The sequence below is a fragment of the Caballeronia sp. GAFFF1 genome, from assembly GCF_023630705.1.
Taxonomy (GTDB): Bacteria; Pseudomonadota; Gammaproteobacteria; order Burkholderiales; family Burkholderiaceae; genus Caballeronia.
Map to the genome: position 1 here is coordinate 14195 of NZ_JALQEM010000041.1, position 16111 is coordinate 30305.

The 16111-nt window shown below is 66.9% G+C and carries 13 protein-coding genes; 6 read left to right on the top strand and 7 right to left on the bottom strand.

What is annotated here, in order from left to right:
• Positions 1–2 precede the first annotated feature (2 nt).
• The 3 genes from tssA (at position 3) to tssC (ending at position 3389) form a co-directional block, all read left to right on the top strand.
• The gene (gene tssA / locus NCR37_RS25425; RefSeq protein ID WP_250475583.1) at positions 3–1034 is read left to right on the top strand and encodes a type VI secretion system protein TssA; all 1032 of its coding nucleotides are present in this window, start codon (positions 3–5) and stop codon (positions 1032–1034) included.
• A 244-nt stretch (positions 1035–1278) separates the two neighbouring features.
• On the top strand, positions 1279–1818 hold the full coding sequence (gene tssB, locus NCR37_RS25430; RefSeq protein WP_250475584.1) for a type VI secretion system contractile sheath small subunit: 540 nt from the start codon (positions 1279–1281) through the stop codon (positions 1816–1818).
• Positions 1819–1886: 68 nt separating this feature from the next.
• The gene (gene tssC / locus NCR37_RS25435; protein ID WP_250475585.1) at positions 1887–3389 is read left to right on the top strand and encodes a type VI secretion system contractile sheath large subunit; all 1503 of its coding nucleotides are present in this window, start codon (positions 1887–1889) and stop codon (positions 3387–3389) included.
• Positions 3390–3428: 39 nt separating this feature from the next.
• On the opposite strand, the gene NCR37_RS25440 is transcribed toward tssC, so the two are convergent.
• The 7 genes from NCR37_RS25440 to NCR37_RS25470 all read right to left on the bottom strand — a co-directional run bounded on the left by NCR37_RS25440 (position 3429) and on the right by NCR37_RS25470 (position 12598).
• Positions 3429–4223 (bottom strand): PP2C family protein-serine/threonine phosphatase, encoded by a 795-nt coding sequence (locus tag NCR37_RS25440; protein WP_250475586.1) that lies wholly within the window; start codon positions 4221–4223, stop codon positions 3429–3431.
• 19 nt (positions 4224–4242) lie between these two features.
• Positions 4243–5685 (bottom strand): type VI secretion system-associated FHA domain protein TagH, encoded by a 1443-nt coding sequence (gene tagH / locus NCR37_RS25445; RefSeq protein ID WP_250475587.1) that lies wholly within the window; start codon positions 5683–5685, stop codon positions 4243–4245.
• A 29-nt stretch (positions 5686–5714) separates the two neighbouring features.
• Positions 5715–8363: a type VI secretion system ATPase TssH gene (tssH, locus tag NCR37_RS25450; protein WP_250475588.1), complete on the bottom strand. Its 2649-nt coding sequence runs from the start codon at positions 8361–8363 to the stop codon at positions 5715–5717.
• A 111-nt stretch (positions 8364–8474) separates the two neighbouring features.
• Positions 8475–9554: a type VI secretion system baseplate subunit TssG gene (gene tssG, locus NCR37_RS25455; RefSeq protein WP_250475589.1), complete on the bottom strand. Its 1080-nt coding sequence runs from the start codon at positions 9552–9554 to the stop codon at positions 8475–8477.
• Between the two features lie 20 nt (positions 9555–9574).
• The gene (gene tssF, locus NCR37_RS25460) at positions 9575–11458 is read right to left on the bottom strand and encodes a type VI secretion system baseplate subunit TssF (RefSeq protein WP_250475590.1); all 1884 of its coding nucleotides are present in this window, start codon (positions 11456–11458) and stop codon (positions 9575–9577) included.
• 18 nt (positions 11459–11476) lie between these two features.
• A complete protein-coding gene (gene tssE / locus NCR37_RS25465) occupies positions 11477–11983 on the bottom strand; it encodes a type VI secretion system baseplate subunit TssE (RefSeq protein ID WP_250475591.1) in 507 nt (168 codons plus the stop codon).
• A gap of 15 nt (positions 11984–11998) precedes the next feature.
• Positions 11999–12598: a type VI secretion system tube protein Hcp gene (locus tag NCR37_RS25470; RefSeq protein ID WP_250475592.1), complete on the bottom strand. Its 600-nt coding sequence runs from the start codon at positions 12596–12598 to the stop codon at positions 11999–12001.
• Positions 12599–12755: 157 nt separating this feature from the next.
• On the opposite strand from NCR37_RS25470, the gene NCR37_RS25475 reads away from it, so the two are divergent.
• From NCR37_RS25475 to NCR37_RS25485, 3 genes are read left to right on the top strand one after another with little or no spacing between them, the layout of a single operon-like run.
• On the top strand, positions 12756–13238 hold the full coding sequence (locus NCR37_RS25475; protein WP_250475593.1) for an Hcp family type VI secretion system effector: 483 nt from the start codon (positions 12756–12758) through the stop codon (positions 13236–13238).
• Positions 13239–13257: 19 nt separating this feature from the next.
• Positions 13258–15612, top strand: coding sequence for a type VI secretion system Vgr family protein (locus NCR37_RS25480; protein ID WP_250475594.1), 2355 nt, complete (start codon positions 13258–13260; stop codon positions 15610–15612).
• 35 nt (positions 15613–15647) lie between these two features.
• Positions 15648–16106: a hypothetical protein gene (locus NCR37_RS25485; RefSeq protein ID WP_250475595.1), complete on the top strand. Its 459-nt coding sequence runs from the start codon at positions 15648–15650 to the stop codon at positions 16104–16106.
• Positions 16107–16111: the final 5 nt, after the last annotated feature.

A 16111-nucleotide genomic window follows, 5' to 3' on the forward strand; every position in this document is an offset into this window, starting at 1 on the left:
CGATGATCGACGTCGAACCGCTGCTGGAGCCGACGCGTACGATGCCGCCCGCCGGCGTCGATCTCGAATACGACCCGGCGTTCCTCGCATTCGAGGCGCTCTCGCGCGGCAATCCGGAGCGCCAGTTCGATTCGCTCTCGGAGCCGACGGCGTGGCCCGAGGTGCTCGAAGAGGCGCAGGCGCTGCTCGCGACGTCGAAAGACCTGCGCATCGCCGTGGTCTACACGCGCGCGTCGGCGCGGGTGCACGGGCTCGCGGGGTTTCATGCGGGCTTGCGTCTGCTCGCGGGGCTGTTCGAGCGCTATTGGGACACGCTCTACCCGCCGCTCGACGCCGACGATGACAACGATCCCGCGCTGCGCGTCAACGCGCTCGCCCCGCTCGCCGATGCCTATACGCCGTTCGCCGAGGCCGACACGCTGTTGCACGATCTGCGCGAATCCGAAGTGTGCCGCGCGCGCGGCGAACGTCTCACGGTGCGCGACATCCTGATCGCGCAGGGCAGGCTGACGGCGCCCGAGGGCGAGAGCGCCGCGACGCCCGCGCGCGTCGAAGGCATGCTCCGCGATGCGCTCGCCGAGAGCCCCGATGTTCTCGCCGAAGGCCTCGATCTGCCGCACGCCGTGCAGGCGCTCGGCGAAGCGATGATCGCGAGGCTCGGCGCAGAGCGGGCGCCGGTCATCGACAAGATGATGGAAACCGCGCGCTTCGTGGCCGCGCAATTCCGTGCGGCGATGCCGTCCCCGCCGGTGGCGCAGACATCGGCGGAGGCGCCTGCACAGGCGCTCGCGGCCGTGTCCGTCGCGCAGCGCGTGGCCGCGCGCCCCGGCGAGATCGCGACGCGCGAAGACGCCATCGCCTTGCTCGACGCCGTCTGCGCGTTCCTCGAACGCACCGAGCCGGCTCATCCCGCGCCGCTCCTGATACGCCGCGCCCGCGGGCTGCTGGGCAAGGACTTCCTGGCTGTAATGCAGGACCTCGCGCCCGACAGCCTCGCGCAGATTCATCTGATCGCCGGAACGAAGCCGCAGTGAGGCGTTGAAAACGCTGTCGCGTCGTTCGATTCTGGACCTCAGGCTGGCGAGGGCGCGTCGAGCTTCGACCGGCGCGAACGCGTCGCCAGCAAGCGATGGCGCACGTCCGCTCGTCGTCTATCTCCGTCTCACGGCCCGCGTGGCGTCAGCAGCGTCTGCTCGTCGCGATGTCCTGAGCCGCTTTCAATTCCCGCGCGCCTCGATCGTCTTTCAAGCGTGGCTCATGCTCCCGGAAGGAGGCGTCATGGCAACCAGCAGTCAGAAGTTCATCGGCCGCAATCGCGCGCCGCGCGTGCAGATCGAATACGACGTCGAAACCTACGGCAGCGAAAAGAAGATCCAGCTTCCGTTCGTGATGGGCGTCATGGCCGACCTTTCCGGCAAGCCCGCCGAACCGCTCCCGCCCGTCGATCAGCGCAAGTTTCAGGAGATCGACATCGACAATTTCGACAGCCGCATGAAGGCGATGCATCCGCGCGTCGCGTTTCAGGTGCCCAACAAGCTGACGGGCGAAGGCAACTTAAGCGTCGACATCACGTTCGATAACATGAGCGATTTCTCGCCCGCCGCCGTCGCGCGCAAGGTCGACGCCCTCGCCAGGCTGCTCGAAGCGCGCATGCAGCTCGCCAACCTCGTCATCTTCATGGACGGCAAGACGGGCGCCGAGGAACTGATCGCCCGCGTGCTCGACGATCCCGCGCTGCTCAAGACGCTCGCCACCGCCACAACCGAACGGCCCGCGGCCGCCGTCGACGGCGCCGCCGCCGCGCCTGCCGCCGAATGAACGCCGAATAAACGCCGGATGAGCGCCGCGCACGAGCCACAGCGAAAGAGCCCTGAAAGGAAACGACCATGTCCGATATTCAATCGTCCGAAGCGAAACCCGAGATGCAGGGCGCGATCTTCGAAGGCAGCGACCTCGCATCGCTGCTGAACAAGGAGTTCCGCCCGAAAAGCGACGAGGCCAAGACCGCCGTGCAGACGGCAGTGCAGACGCTCGCCCAGCAGGCGCTCTCGCAGACGAAGATCATCTCCGGCGACGCCATCCGCTCGATTCAGGCGATGATCGCCGAGATCGACGCGAAGCTCACCGAGCAGGTGAACGAGATCATGCATCACCCGGATTTTCAGAAGCTGGAGGGCTCGTGGCGCGGGTTGCACTATCTCATCAACAACACCGAAACCGACGAGATGCTCAAGATCCGCGTGGTGAACGTCTCGAAGAAGGAGCTCGGCAAGACGCTCAAGCGCTTCAAGGGCGTCGCGTGGGACCAAAGTCCACTCTTCAAGCAGATTTACGAACACGAGTACGGGCAACTCGGCGGCGAGCCCTTCGGTTGTCTGATCGGCGATTACTATTTCAACCAGACACCGCCCGATGTCGAGTTGCTCGGCGAGATGTCGAAGATCGCCGCGGCTGCGCACGCGCCGTTCATCGCCGCCGCCGACCCGAGCCTTCTGCAGATGGACTCGTGGCAGGAACTCGCCAATCCGCGCGATCTCACCAAGATCTTCGGCACGCCGGAATATGCAAGCTGGCGCTCGCTGCGTGAATCGGAGGATGCGCGCTATCTGGCTCTCGCGATGCCGCGCTTTCTCGCGCGCGTGCCTTACGGCGCCCGCACGGAGCCGGTCGACGAGTTCGACTTCGAGGAAGACACGGGCTCTGCCGATCATTCCAAATACACGTGGGCCAACTCCGCGTACGCGATGGCCGTGAACATCAACCGCTCGTTCAAGCTGTATAGCTGGTGCTCGCGCATTCGCGGCGTGGAGTCGGGCGGCGCGGTCGAAGGCTTGCCCGTGCACAGCTTCCCGACCGACGACGGCGGCGTCGACATGAAGTGCCCGACGGAGATCGCCATCTCGGACCGCCGCGAGGCCGAACTGGCGAAGAACGGCTTCATGCCGCTGATTCATCGCAAGAACTCGGATTTCGCGGCGTTCATCGGCGCGCAGTCTCTGCAAAAGCCCTTCGAATACGAAGACCCCGACGCCACGGCCAATGCGGCGCTCGCCGCGCGCCTGCCTTATCTCTTCGCGTGCAACCGCTTCGCGCATTATCTGAAGTGCATCGTGCGCGACAAGGTAGGCAGCTTCAAGGAACGCACCGACATGGAGACGTGGCTCAACAAGTGGATCACGCAATATGTAGACGGCGACCCGGCCAATTCATCCGAGTACACGAAAGCGCAGAAGCCGCTCGCTGCCGCCGAGGTGAAGGTGCAGGAAGTGCCGGGCGCGCCGGGCTACTACACGTCGACGTTCTATCTGCGTCCGCACTATCAATTGGAAGGCTTGACCGTCTCGCTGCGGCTCGTGTCCAGATTGCCGTCGGCGAAGCAGGCGGCGTGAGCGTTCCCGCGCAATTCGTTCGCGTGACGGATGCCCGCATCAGGGCGCGGGCATCCGGAGCACCGTCGCCTGCGAGGCGTCCCCGATCCATACCGCGCTCGCCGTGAAGTTGTCCTGATTGTCCTGATTGGGCCGCGCCGCCTCCCGCAAGTGCGCCACCATGAGATCGAGCCAGGCGGCGGGCGTCGGCGCGCGGCCAATGGCCTCGATCATCAAGCATTCGTCGAGATGCTCCCAAAAGCCGTCGGTGCAGAGCAGGAACGCATCGCCGTCGGCGATCGGGAACGGCTCGGTGGACGCCGCGATCGCCAGATCCTCTGCCGTGCCGAGCGCCGAGAAGAGAATGTTGCGGCGCGGATAGCTGCGCACATCGCGTGCTTCGAGCAGGTTTGCATCGATCATGCTCTGGACGAGGCTGTGATCCTGCGTCTGCACGACCGTCGCGCCGCGCCGGAAACAGTAAAGGCGCGTGTCGCCGCAATGCGCCCACGCCGCGAGCCCCGTGGCTTCGTCGATGCCCAGCACCACGGCCGTCGAGCGCATTTGCGCAAGTTCGCGGTCGTGCTCCTGCGCATCGATGATGGCGTCGTTGGCGCACAGAAGCACGCGCAGCAGGTTCGGCCCGGTCAGCGCGACACCCGCTTGCGCCACCCGCGACAACTCCGCGAGCACGGTATCGACCGCGATGCGCGATGCGATATCGCCGCCGCCGTGCCCGCCCGCGCCGTCCGCGACCACGCTCGCGAAAAGCGAGGCCTGCCGCCATTCGCCGAGCGAATCCTCGTTGCGCGAGCGGCCGCCGATCTCACTCACGCTTGCGGTTTGCAGTTGCATGTCGTGTCTCCGGCGCGGCTCAGGTGCGGCGGCTGCGCTTCAGTGCGTCGACCTGCGCTTCGTAGGCGGCGACGAACGCGCGGCCGAACAGCATGTGGAAGTCCTCCGCCGCCTCGCTGGATAGCTGGCCGTAGATCTCGTTGAAGAGGTCCCAGCAGCGCGCGCGCCGGTTTCCCGCCATAAGGCCGTCGAGCAAGGAGCGCCCGGACAGGCGCGCCTCGATGCGGCGTGGCTCGAAGCGCTCGAACACGCCATCGAGCGCCGCGCGCATGCCCGCGACCATTCCGACCTGATGCGCGCGCAGGTCGGCATAGGCGTCGGCGAGGGCGGCGGCCGGCGGCATGAAGCCGCGCACCGGCGGACTCAGCAGGTGTGCGAGCGCCGCGTCCACGTTCGGCGAGAACTTCAGCGGATTGTTGTCCGCCGCCGCGATGATCGTCGCATCCGTGCGCATCTCGCGCTTGAATGCGGCGCGCGCCGCGAGCAGATCGAGCGTGCCTTGCGTGGCTTCGCGCAGCAGTTCGCCGAGAAGCTGCATCAGCGCGGGCGTGAGCGCGTCGAGCCGCACGCCGGACGCGGCGAGTCCGCGCAGGAAGGCGTCGATCAGCGCGCGGTCGTCGCTCGCGGGCGCGGCCGGCGCGGGCTCGGCAGCGGACGGAGGCGTTGGCGCGGCGCGCGGCTTCGGCGGCGTGAAGGCGCTGTGCAGTTCCGATCCGGCGTCAGAGAGCGTGGCGGGCGGCGCGGCGGACCGCGCGTTGCCGGTCAGGCTCGCGAACGGATCGGCGTCCTGGGCGGTGTTGGGCTGCGTGAGAGGATCAAAAAGGGGATCAATAAGAGGATCGATGAGCGGATCGATGCGCGGACCCATCGGCGGATTCGCCGAAGGCCCAGCGCCCGGCGCGAGATCGAACAGCTCGTCGATGGAGCGCCTCGCGGCCGGATCGTCGAAGCCGAAGCCGAAGTCGAAGTCGTCGCGCGGCGCGGCGGTCGTCGCGGACGCCGGCGGCCGCGCGCCGAGAAGGTCGTCGAAGCGCGCGTCGGAACCGGACGCATGCGGCGCGGGTGTGTCGAAGAGGCCGGCGAACGGATCGCCGGGGGCCGCCAAGGCCGCGCGGTCCGGCGTCAGGGTGTCGTCTTCGGCGGATAGTTCGCCGGATACTTCGGCGCGCAGCTGATACCCGCCGATCTGCACTTCGTCGCCGTTTCCGAGCGGCACTTCCTGACCCGGATCGAGCGGCGCGCCGTTGACGAGCGCGGGATTGCTGCCGCGGTCGATCAACCAGTACGTGCCGTCGCGCCAGACGATCTGCGCATGCAGCCGCGACACGGTGCGCTCGGCATCGTCGAGCACGAGCCGGTTCGTGACCGCGCGCCCGATGGTGCCGCCCTCGGCGTCGAAGTTCGCCGCGAGCGGCACGCGCGGCGGCTCTCCGTTGTGACATGTCACCGTGAGTTTCAGCATCGGCTGCGGCTCCGCTCTCGCGCGTGCGTTCAGTCGAACGCGTAGATGAAGTCGTCTGCGCTCGCCGACAGACGAATACGCCCGAGCGCGCCGCCTTCGGTGAGCCGCGTCAGATATTCCGTGGAAATGCGCGGCAGCACGGTGTTGGTGAGGAGCGCGTCGATCACGCGCCCGCCCGACTCCGCCTCCGTGCAGCGCGACACGATCAGCCGCACGGCGTCGTCGTCGTAATCGAAGGGAATGCCGTGATTGTCCGCGACGCGCCTCTGAATGCGTTCGAGTTGAAGGCGCACGATGTCGGCCATCATCGCGTCGGAGAGCGGGTAATACGGCACCGTGACGAGCCGTCCGAGCAGCGCGGCGGGAAAGACGTCGAGCAGCGGCCCGCGCAGCGCGGAAGTAAGCGCTTCGGGCGACGGCGCCGCCGCGGGGTCGCGGCACATCGACATGATGACATCCGAGCCGACGTTCGAAGTCAGCAGAATGATCGTGTTCTTGAAGTCGATGTAGCGTCCCTCGCCGTCCTCCATCCAGCCCTTGTCGAAGACCTGGAAGAAGATCTCGTGCACGTCGGGATGCGCCTTCTCCACTTCGTCGAGCAGCACGACGCTGTATGGCCGGCGGCGCACCGCCTCTGTCAGGATGCCGCCCTCGCCGTAGCCCACATAGCCGGGCGGTGCGCCCTTGAGCGTGGAGACGGTATGCGCTTCCTGGAACTCGCTCATGTTGATGGTGATGACGTTCTGCTCGCCGCCATAGAGCGTCTCGGCGAGCGCAAGCGCGGTTTCCGTCTTGCCGACGCCCGAGGTGCCCGCGAGCAGGAACACGCCGATCGGCTTGTCGGGATTGTCGAGGCGCGCGCGTGAAGTCTGGATGCGCTTCGCGATCATGTCGAGCGCATGGCGCTGGCCGATCACGCGGCGCTCGAGCGAGTCGGCGAGACCCAGCACGGCGGCCAGTTCGTTCCGCATCATCTTGCCGACGGGAATGCCGGTCCAGTCCGCGACCACGCCGGCGACCACGCCCGCATCGACGCTCGGCAGAATGAGCGGCGCGTCGCCTTGCAGTTCGGCGAGACGCGCGCTGAGTTGCGAAAGACGCGCGAGGCGATCGTTGCGTGTCGACGGCGGCGTATCGACGGCTTCGCCTTCTTCGCGCAACGACGCCCGCAGCGCGAGCAGTTCATCGACGACGCGCTTTTCTTCGTTCCAGCGCGCTTCCAGCCCGCCTAGCGAATCGCGTTCGCGGGCGAGCGCCGCCGCGACATCCGCCGCGCGCGTGCCGACATCCACGCCGACAGTCGCCTCGCGCGCGATGATCTGCGCCTCCACTTCGAGCGATTCGATGCGGCGGCGGCAATCGTCCACTTGCGGCGGCGTCGCGTGCTGGCTGACCGCGACGCGCGCGCACGCGGTGTCGAGCAGCGACACGGCCTTGTCGGGCAACTGGCGCGCCGGAATATAGCGATGCGACAGCCGCACGGCCGCCTCGATGGCCTCGTCCAGCAACTGCACGCGATGATGTCCTTCCAGCACGGCCGCCACGCCGCGCAGCATGCGCACGGCTTTGCGCTCGTCGGGTTCGAGCACCTGCACGACCTGAAAGCGCCGCGTGAGCGCCGGATCTTTCTCGATGTGCTTCTTGTACTCCGCCCACGTCGTCGCGCCGATGGTGCGCAAGTCGCCGCGCGCGAGCGCCGGCTTGAGCAGATTGGCCGCGTCGCCGGTGCCGGCCGCGCCGCCCGCGCCGACAATGGTATGCACTTCGTCGATGAAGAGAATCACCGGCTTTGCACTGGCCTGCACGTCCTCCACGACCTGGCGCAACCGCTGCTCGAACTCGCCCCTCATGCTCGCGCCCGCCTGCAAGAGACCGAGATCGAGCGACCAGAGCGCGACCTCGCGCAAGGGCGGCGGCACGTCGCCGCGCGCGAGGCGTTGCGCGAAGCCTTCCACCACGGCGGTCTTGCCGACGCCGGCCTCGCCGGTGAGGAGCGGATTGTTCTGCCGCCGCCGCATCAGGATATCGACGAGCTGGCGGATTTCCTCGTCGCGGCCGGTGACCGGATCGAGGTCGCCCTGACGCGCCTTCGCGGTGAGATCGGTGGCGTACTTGCGCAAGGCTTCCTGGCGGCCCATGCTCGCGGGCGCGGCCTCGTCGCCGGCTGCGGGCGCCTGCGCATGCGGCTCGTCTTCCGCTTCCTCGACAGAATCCGCGACGATGCGCGCGAAGTTGTCCGACAGATCTTCCGGCTTGATGCGCTCGAACTGCCGGGAGATGCCGATGAGCACATTGCGCAACCGCTGCGTCTTGAGCATGCCGACGAGCAGATGGCCGGTGCGCACTTTCGTCGCGCCGTAGAGCAGCGTGCCGTACACCCAGCCGCGTTCGATCGCGTCGGTGATGTGCTCGGAGAGATCGGAGATCGCGGTGGCGCCGCGCGGCAGGCGATCGAGCGACGCGGTGAGATCGCGCGCCAGCGTGGCCGCGTCCACGCCGTAGTGGGCGACGATGCGCTCCATGTCCGAGCGCGGCGTTTCCAGTATCTGCATGAGCCAGTGCGAAAGCTCGACGTAGGGATTGCCGCGCATCTTGCAGTAGACCGTCGCGCTTTCGACGGTCTTGTAGCCGAGCCTGTCCAGCTTGCCGAACAGCGCCACACGACTGATTTCCGCCATCGTCCGACTCCCTCTTCAACGGGCGCGCGTGGACCGCAGGCGCGTCTTCATGCTCATTCAGTAAGACGGCGCTCGCGCGAGGTTTTTTCAAAGCGCTTGCTCGAAGAGAGCTCACGCGCAATGCGTGTCCGCGTCGAGCGCGAGGTCGGCGCGATCGGCGCAGTCGGCGCAATCGGCGGCGAGACCCAGCCACGCCGAATAGCCGAGACGTCCGTAGCGGCCGGGTTGCGCGGTCGGCACTTCGCCGGCGAGGAGCACGAGCTGCGCATCCCAGGCAAGCTCGCCGTTCAGATGCTGGCGCACCAGCGCGACGAGCATCGGCAGCGCGGCGCCGCCCGGCAGCAGCGCTTCGTATTGCGCGAGCGTGAGCGGCCCGATCACGAGCCGGAACGCGTGCTGGCGGTCCCACACGCGCGGGCCGAGCAGCGCGCCGCGTCCGAGTTGCGCCGCGCCCGCGGCGCGCGCGGAAAATCGCGCCGACAGCGAACGTAGCGCGGTGCGCTCCTCTGGCGGCAGCGTCATCCAGTGGCCGCGAAACGGTTCGAGCCGCACCGGCACGCGCAAGAGCGCCGACGCAATGCTTTCGAGCACGTCCGCAGGGCGCGTCTGCATGTTCCAGAGGCCCGCGAAATGCAGCTTGGCGTGACCGGAGACGGCATCGCGCGCGCGGCTCGTCCGGTCGGCGAGACCCATCAGCGCGCCGGTATAGAACGCGAAACGGTCGTCGTCCGGCCGGTCGAGCGCGTTGACCGGCCGCCCCTGCGCCCACGCCCGATAGAACAGCAGAACGAAGCGATGCAGCAACGCATCGAGCAAGCGCGCGAAGCACGCGTCGCCATGATGCAGCGCGCGCTGTCGGGCGAAGTCGGTCAGATGCAGCGGCATCGGGCCGTTCGGACCGAGAAAGCCGAAGAAGCGTTGTTCGAGACGCGGCGCATGGCCGCCGGGTTCGCGCGTGAGCGCGGCGAGCGGCGCGGGCGCGAAGGCGAGCGAGATGTCCTGCGCGAGCCGCACGGCTTCGTCCGCGGGGCGCGCGCCTGTGCCGAGACGCGGCAGGTCGGGCGTGAGCGCCTCGATGCGCCGCATCACCTGATAGAAGTCGAAGCGATGCGGCTCGGCGGCGAGGGCGTCGAACAGTTCGATGAGCGCGTGCGTCGGCTCGGCCGGCGCTTGCTCGACGCGAGCGGCCACCGGCGCTCGCCGCGCCGCGCCTAAAAGATCGCTCTCGTGCCGCATCGCGGTTCGAGGCGCAGGATTTCGCCGCGCGCGCTGGTGCGAAGCGTCGTCTGCACGAAAGAATTGATCGACACGTAGCGCGCGAAGAAGCGGTCCAGCACGCAGCCGAAGAGCCACGCGCTGCCGCCCTGAAACGCAAGGTCATCGACGAGGACGTCGATGGCGAGACCGCGTCCGAAAGCGATTGGGCCGGGCATCGGCAGGCGTCGCGCGACGGGTCGCGCATCGACGGAAACGACCCCCGCGACTTGCGCCCGGCCGGCGTGATCCGCGGGCGCGACGTGCAACATCAGCAGCGCGCGCAACGCAGCGGCAGCCTCGCGCGGGCCGTTGCACAGCGACAGATAATGCAGCGATAGCTGGTCGATGAGCCGCCAGCCCTGCGCGGCGTCGAGCGTCGCGGGCGCGGGCCGCGACGGGCCGCTCACGCATCGCGCAGTGGCAACGGGCGCGGCGATGTCGAGCGAGAAGTCGCTGCCCGTCGCGTCTCGCGCCATCATCAGCGGCAAGTCGCGGTTGCTGCACAGCGTGGCGAAGGACAACTGCCGCAGCGAGCCGCGATAGGGCGCGGCACGCGGATCGACGATCGAGACGTAGGTTTCGCTGCCGATGTATTCGGTGCGCGCGCCGCTCTTGCGCCGGGCAGCGGGCACGAGGCGCGGCTCGCGCTCCGTGGTGAAGAACGCGGCGTCGCCGGGGCGGTCGGCAAGGAAGTCGGCGTAGAACGGATGAAACACCTGCTCGCTGTCGTCGTTCGCGCCGTAGCCCGCCACGCCCGTGACCGAATGGACCTCGAAATCGAGTGGACGCGTGCGGTCGGGCACGACATGAAAGCGCGCGGCGGCGTCGGTGACCAGCGCGCGGTCGGCCTGCTTCGGAAAGAGATTGATTGCGGGCACGCAGTCGAGCTGGACGTGTTCCTTCGTGACGATGCGCTCGAGCGATGCATCGCCCGCCGCGAGCAGGAAGGTCAGTTCGATCTCGCGCGCGGCGAATGCGGGCAGCACGCTCGCGAGTCCTTCGACCCGCGCGAAGCGAAAGCGCTCGGGCAACGCGAAATACTCACGCAGCACGCGATAGCCCTGGAACGCGTTGGGCGTGACTGGCAGCAGCGCTTCGTCGTCGTTGAAGCCGGCGGGCGAAACCGCATCGCCGGGCAAGGCGGCGAGCGCGCGGCTCGGGCGATCGGGCGTCGACACGACGATCGCGAGCGTGCCGCCCAGCACGAGTTCGAATAGCCGGTACGCCGTTTCGTCGCCGCCCGCGAAGAAGAGGCTTAGGGCGTCGAGCCGCAATGCGTCGAAGGAAAGGCCTTCCGGCGTCGCGAGCCGGATACGCAGCGCGCCGTTTACGAGATTCGCGAGCGTCCGCGTTTCGGGCAGCGCGGCGAGCGGCAGGTCCGGCGCCTGCGCGAGATAGCGCGCCTCGGTCAGTTCGATGGGCCAGAGCGTGAGCGCCGCGCTTGTGCGGAATTCGCAGGGCGTCGTCTGCGCGGGCGCGCGCGTCGAGAAAAGCGCGGTGTGGCGCGGGACCGTGAAGCCGTCGGCGAGATTCGGATTGGCGAGGTCGGGCGCGAGACGCGCGATCAGCATGGCCGGCGTCGGGCAGGCGGACTGCGGCAGCACGACGTGCGCGAGCTGCTGCGTGAAGCGCGGAAACTCTTCTTCGAGCTTCAGCTGAACACGCGCGGCGAGAAACGCCGTGCCTTCGAGCAGCCGCTCGACGTACGGGTCGGCCACGTCGATGCCGCTCATCCCGAGACGCGCCGCGATCTTCGGGAACTGCTCTGCGAACTCCGCGCCCATCTCGCGAAGATGGCCGAGCTCGGTGTTGTAGTGGCGAAGCAGGCGCGGGTCCATGATTGTCCGTATGCGATGTCAGCGCGGCAGTTCCATGACCGTGATGCCGCCTTCCTCCAGATCGATCTGTGTGCGCAGCGCGAATTCGAGCGGCACCGGCTGCGCCCACAACAGGCCACGGATCACGAGCGCGATCTGGTTGTGCATGTCGAGCACCGCGCGGTCGAGCACGGGCTCGATCTCGAGCGTCGACGGATCGATGCGCGGCTCGAAGCGCTCCACCGCCTGGCGGATCGCCTGTTCCAGCAGCACGGTGTCGATGGTCGATGCGAAGCGCCCCGAGAGGCATGGCAGGCCGTAGTTGAGCACCGACGTGAAGGCGTGGGCGAAGCGTTCCTCGGAGATCGCATCGCCGAGGTTCGTCGTGTTGAAGAGCCACGACAGATCGCGCAGGACCGCGGCGCGCAGGCTGCGATGCGACATGAAGCGCTCGCCGGCAGCTTCGGCGCGCGACGCGGGTTCGTCGTCGATCAGGCGATCGAGCAAGGAAGGCTGCAGACGGTCGCTGGCGCTGGGTTCGTTCATCGCTTCCTTCGAAGGTCAACCGCCGCGCCGCGCGGACACGTCGAGCGCGAAGGTCACTTCCGCGCCGCGGCTGCCCGTCGCGGATTGCGGCGCGCAGGTCATCGTGAATTGCTGCGCCGACAGCTCGAAGATTTCGCACGGCCGCGCGAGACGCGGGCTCGTGTAGATCTGATAGTTGCGGATATAAGCCTGCTCCAGTTTCATGGACAGGAATTCGATCTGCACGCCGTGATCGCTGCCGGCCGACTTGTAGCAGCGAATGTGCGCGAGCGTGAGGAGTTCCGCCTGCGCGCACAGCTTCGCGAGCACGGGCGACGCCGAATCGACCGATTTGATGACGCCGAGCGCCGTCACGCGCATGTCGTTGGCGTTGAGCGCGGCGGCGAGCGGCGCGGCGTCGTAGCCTTGCGCCCAGCGCCAGCCGTAAATCTGCATCGGCGTGTCCCAGTCGCCGCGCTTCGCGGCTTCCCCTTTCACGGGCGCGTTGCTGCGCTTCGGCACCACTTGCAGGAACATGTCGCCGGCATCGGTGAGCGCGAGCGAATCGAACTGGCGCGCGGCGTCGATCGTGAGCGTGTTTTCCGGGCGCGAATCGCGCAAATCGTGAGTGGGCATCGGGCTGATCCGTTCAACGGCCTATCGGATGTAAGACGGCGCGTGCCGCGCGATTTTGAAGTTCAAAAACTCGCGGCCTGGTTCGTTTAACCGGTGGATTGCATTGCGCGGGGCGCGCGCAACGATGCAACGAATGCCGATCACGACGGAGGATCACATGGCTACGACCGACTGCTATCTGAAGATCGACGGAATCGACGGCGAGTCGAAGCACAAAGGGGCGGAAGGACAGATCGAAGTAATGAGCTTCAACTGGGGCGTGACCAACGCCAGCAATCCGACGACGGGAAGCGGCAGCGGCATCGGCAAGGCGTGCCCGGGCGTGTTCCAGTTCGTGCATCAATACGACAAGTCGGCGCCCACGCTGAAGAAGAGTTGCGCGAGCGGCAAGCATATCCCGACCGCGAAGCTCACCGTCAGCAAGGCGGGCGAGGGGCAAAAGGAATTCCTTACCGTGACGATGAAACAGGTGACGGTGACGAAGGTTTCGCTGGTGTGCGAGCCGGGCGGCCATCCCGAGCAGACCGTCGATCTGAGCTACGCGGACATCGAGTTCGAATACAAGCCGCAGGACGACAAAGGCGCGCTTGGCGGCGCGGTGAAATTCGGCTGGGACGTGCGCAGCACCGAAGTTCGCTGATCGACGACACGGTGCGCCCATGTCAAACGTCGCCGCCGCGCAAAGTCCGCTCGTCACCGTCGATACACCGCTCGGCGACGACTTGCGCATACTGGCCGTGCGCGCGAACGCGGAACTCGGGCGCATGCCGCGCGTCGAGTTGACGCTGGTATCGAAGCGCGCGGATATCGACTTCGGGCGCATTCTCGGCAAGCGCGCGAGCGTATCGCTCGCGGTGCCCGGAGCGAAGCCGCGCGTCTTTGGCGGCTATGTCGTCGGCTTCCGGCAGACGGGCATGCGCGGACGTCTGCACGTCTATGAAGCCGCGGTGCGGCCGTGGCTCTGGCTGCTTGCGCGGCGCAGCAACTGCCGCATCTTTCAAAACAAGACGGTCGAAGAGATCGTTAAAACGGTATTTGCCGATCCGCTCTACAAAGGTCTGGAAACCGGCGAGATCAAGTGGAAGGCCAGTGCGCGCGCGCATCCGCCGCGCGTATATTGCGTGCAGTATCGCGAATCGGATTTCAACTTCGTGAGCCGCCTGCTGGAAGACGAAGGCATCTACTACTGGTTCCAGGACAGGGACGGTAAGGAATCGCTGATTCTGACCGATACGCTCGCCGCGCACGAAAGCGTCGCGGGCTGCGAGTCGCTGCCGTATGGCGCGGTCATGGCCGCCGGGGGGAGCATCGAATATGTCAGCGAATGGCGCACGAATCACGCGATTGAAACGCGCAACTGGCTGCTCACCGATTACGACTTCAAGCATCCATCGCGGCCGCTGCAGAAGCAGGCCGTGAAGCACATGCAAGGCTTCGATGCGTTCACTGCGCTCGAAAACTTCGATTATCCCGGCGGCTATGTCGACGGCGATCACGGCGAGAGCCGCGCGAAAGCGCGCGCGGCCGAGTGGCGCGTGGAAGGCAGCGTGCCCGAGGATTTCGACATCAACTGGCACCAGGTCGACGCGCGCACCAACAGCCGCGGCGTGCGCGCGGGGGCGCTCATCAAGCTGACTCGTCATCCGCGCGCCGACCAGAACGCGCAGTATCTCGTCACGCGCACGCGCTATGAAATCGATATTGCGGACTACGAAGCGTTAGATGGCGCGCAGGAGAATCGCTGCGAATGCTGGTTCTCCGCCATCGAGGCGAAACAGGCCTTCGCGCCCGCGCGCAGCGCGCGCAAGCCCTTCGTGCAAGGGCCGCAGACGGCGGTCGTCGTCGGTCCGGGCGGCGACGAGATCTACACGGACCAATACGGCCGCGTCAAAGTGCAGTTTTTCTGGGACCGGCAAGGCAAGCGCGACGAAAACAGCTCGTGCTGGATGCGCGTGTCGCAGCCGTGGGCGGGCAAGGGCTGGGGCGCGATTGCGATACCGCGCGTGGGGCAGGAAGTGATCGTCGACTTTCTGGAAGGCGATCCGGACCGGCCGATCATCACGGGTCGCGTGTACAACGCCGAGCAGATGCCGCCTTACGACCTGCCGGCGAACATGACGCAGACCGGCATCAAGAGCCGCTCGACCAAGGGCGGCAGCGGCGCGAACTGCAACGAACTGCGCTTCGAGGACAAGAAGGGCGCGGAGCAGGTGCTGATTCACGCCGAGCGGAATCAGGATATCGAGGTCGAAAACGACGAGTCGCATTCGGTCGGGCACGATCGCACCAAGACCGTCAGTCACGACGAGACGACGACTGTGAAGCACGATCGCACCGAGCATGTCGGCAACAACGAAAGCATTTCGATCGGCGTCGATCGGAAGGAAACAGTCGGCAACAACGAAACCATTGCGATCGTCGCGAACCGCACGGAGACGGTCGGCAAGAACGAGACGATCACGATCGGCGCGAACCGGACGATCCACGTCGAAGCCAGCGAGACGGCGAGCGTGAAGTTGCAGCGCACGCACGCGGTGGGCATCAACGAGACGATTGCGATCGGCGCGGCGCAGGAGGTCGCGATCGGCGCCTATCAGGCGGTTTCGGTGGGCGGGTATCAGAACATCGACGTGCGTTTGAGCCAGACCGTTTCGGTGGGCGCCAACCGCACGACCAGCATCGGCAAGAATTGCAAGCTCAGCATAGACGGCGACCGCACGGTCGATGTCAAGGGCAACGTACAGGAGACGATCGGCAAGGCGCTCGCCATCAAGATCACGAAGGGGCGCTCGGTCAATGTGGGGGAAAGCGACGAGCTGAAAGTGGCCAAGACGGTCATCGTCGACGCGGGGGAGACGCTCACGCTCACATGCGGCAACGCCTCCGTCAGCCTCAAGAAGGACGGCACCATCGCAATCTGCGGCAAGAGCATTACGGTCGATGGCAGCAGCGAGATCGCCATCAAGGGCGGCAGCGCCATCACCCTGAAGGCGTCTGATATTTCGCTTAACTAATGGTCTAGTCGACTTGTCATCGCCGGGAGAGAACCGTGTCCAATCTGTCCGAGATTCTATTGTCGATCAATCCGCCTGCGTCGATCGGCGCGGCGCGCGTGCTTGGCGCCGAGGACGGCGGCGTCGTCACTGTGCGGGTCGGCGGGACGGACCGCATGGCCGAATGCCACGTGCTCGCGACGGGCGGCGAGCCGGTCGCGCTATGCGCCGGCGACGACGTGCTCGTGTGGCTCGCGGATGCGTCTGCGAGCGGCGGCGTGGTGATCGGCAAGATCGTCGCTTATGCGCAGCCGAACGCAATCTCCGCGGCCGCCGAACTCGCCGCCAGGCCGCCGAAGCTGTTGTTCGAAGCGCAGGGCGACATCGTGCTGCGCAACGGCGGCGCGCGGCTCACGCTCGGCCGCGACGGCGACGTGGACCTCGTCTGCAAGCGGTTCACGGCGCGTGGGCACCGGCTGCTCGAGTTGCTGGCGCCCATGATCAAGCTCAACTGAAGCCG

Coding starts and splice junctions, on each gene's coding strand:
- NCR37_RS25470 (WP_250475592.1), bottom strand. CDS start 12,598: ATGCCCACTCACGATTTGCGCGATTCGCGCCCGGAAAACACGCTCACG.
- NCR37_RS25440 (WP_250475586.1), bottom strand. CDS start 4,223: ATGCAACTGCAAACCGCAAGCGTGAGTGAGATCGGCGGCCGCTCGCGC.
- tssH (WP_250475588.1), bottom strand. CDS start 8,363: ATGGCGGAAATCAGTCGTGTGGCGCTGTTCGGCAAGCTGGACAGGCTC.
- NCR37_RS25480 (WP_250475594.1), top strand. CDS start 13,258: ATGTCAAACGTCGCCGCCGCGCAAAGTCCGCTCGTCACCGTCGATACA.
- tssC (WP_250475585.1), top strand. CDS start 1,887: ATGTCCGATATTCAATCGTCCGAAGCGAAACCCGAGATGCAGGGCGCG.
- tagH (WP_250475587.1), bottom strand. CDS start 5,685: ATGCTGAAACTCACGGTGACATGTCACAACGGAGAGCCGCCGCGCGTG.
- tssB (WP_250475584.1), top strand. CDS start 1,279: ATGGCAACCAGCAGTCAGAAGTTCATCGGCCGCAATCGCGCGCCGCGC.
- tssA (WP_250475583.1), top strand. CDS start 3: ATGATCGACGTCGAACCGCTGCTGGAGCCGACGCGTACGATGCCGCCC.
- tssE (WP_250475591.1), bottom strand. CDS start 11,983: ATGAACGAACCCAGCGCCAGCGACCGTCTGCAGCCTTCCTTGCTCGAT.
- NCR37_RS25475 (WP_250475593.1), top strand. CDS start 12,756: ATGGCTACGACCGACTGCTATCTGAAGATCGACGGAATCGACGGCGAG.
- tssF (WP_250475590.1), bottom strand. CDS start 11,458: ATGGACCCGCGCCTGCTTCGCCACTACAACACCGAGCTCGGCCATCTT.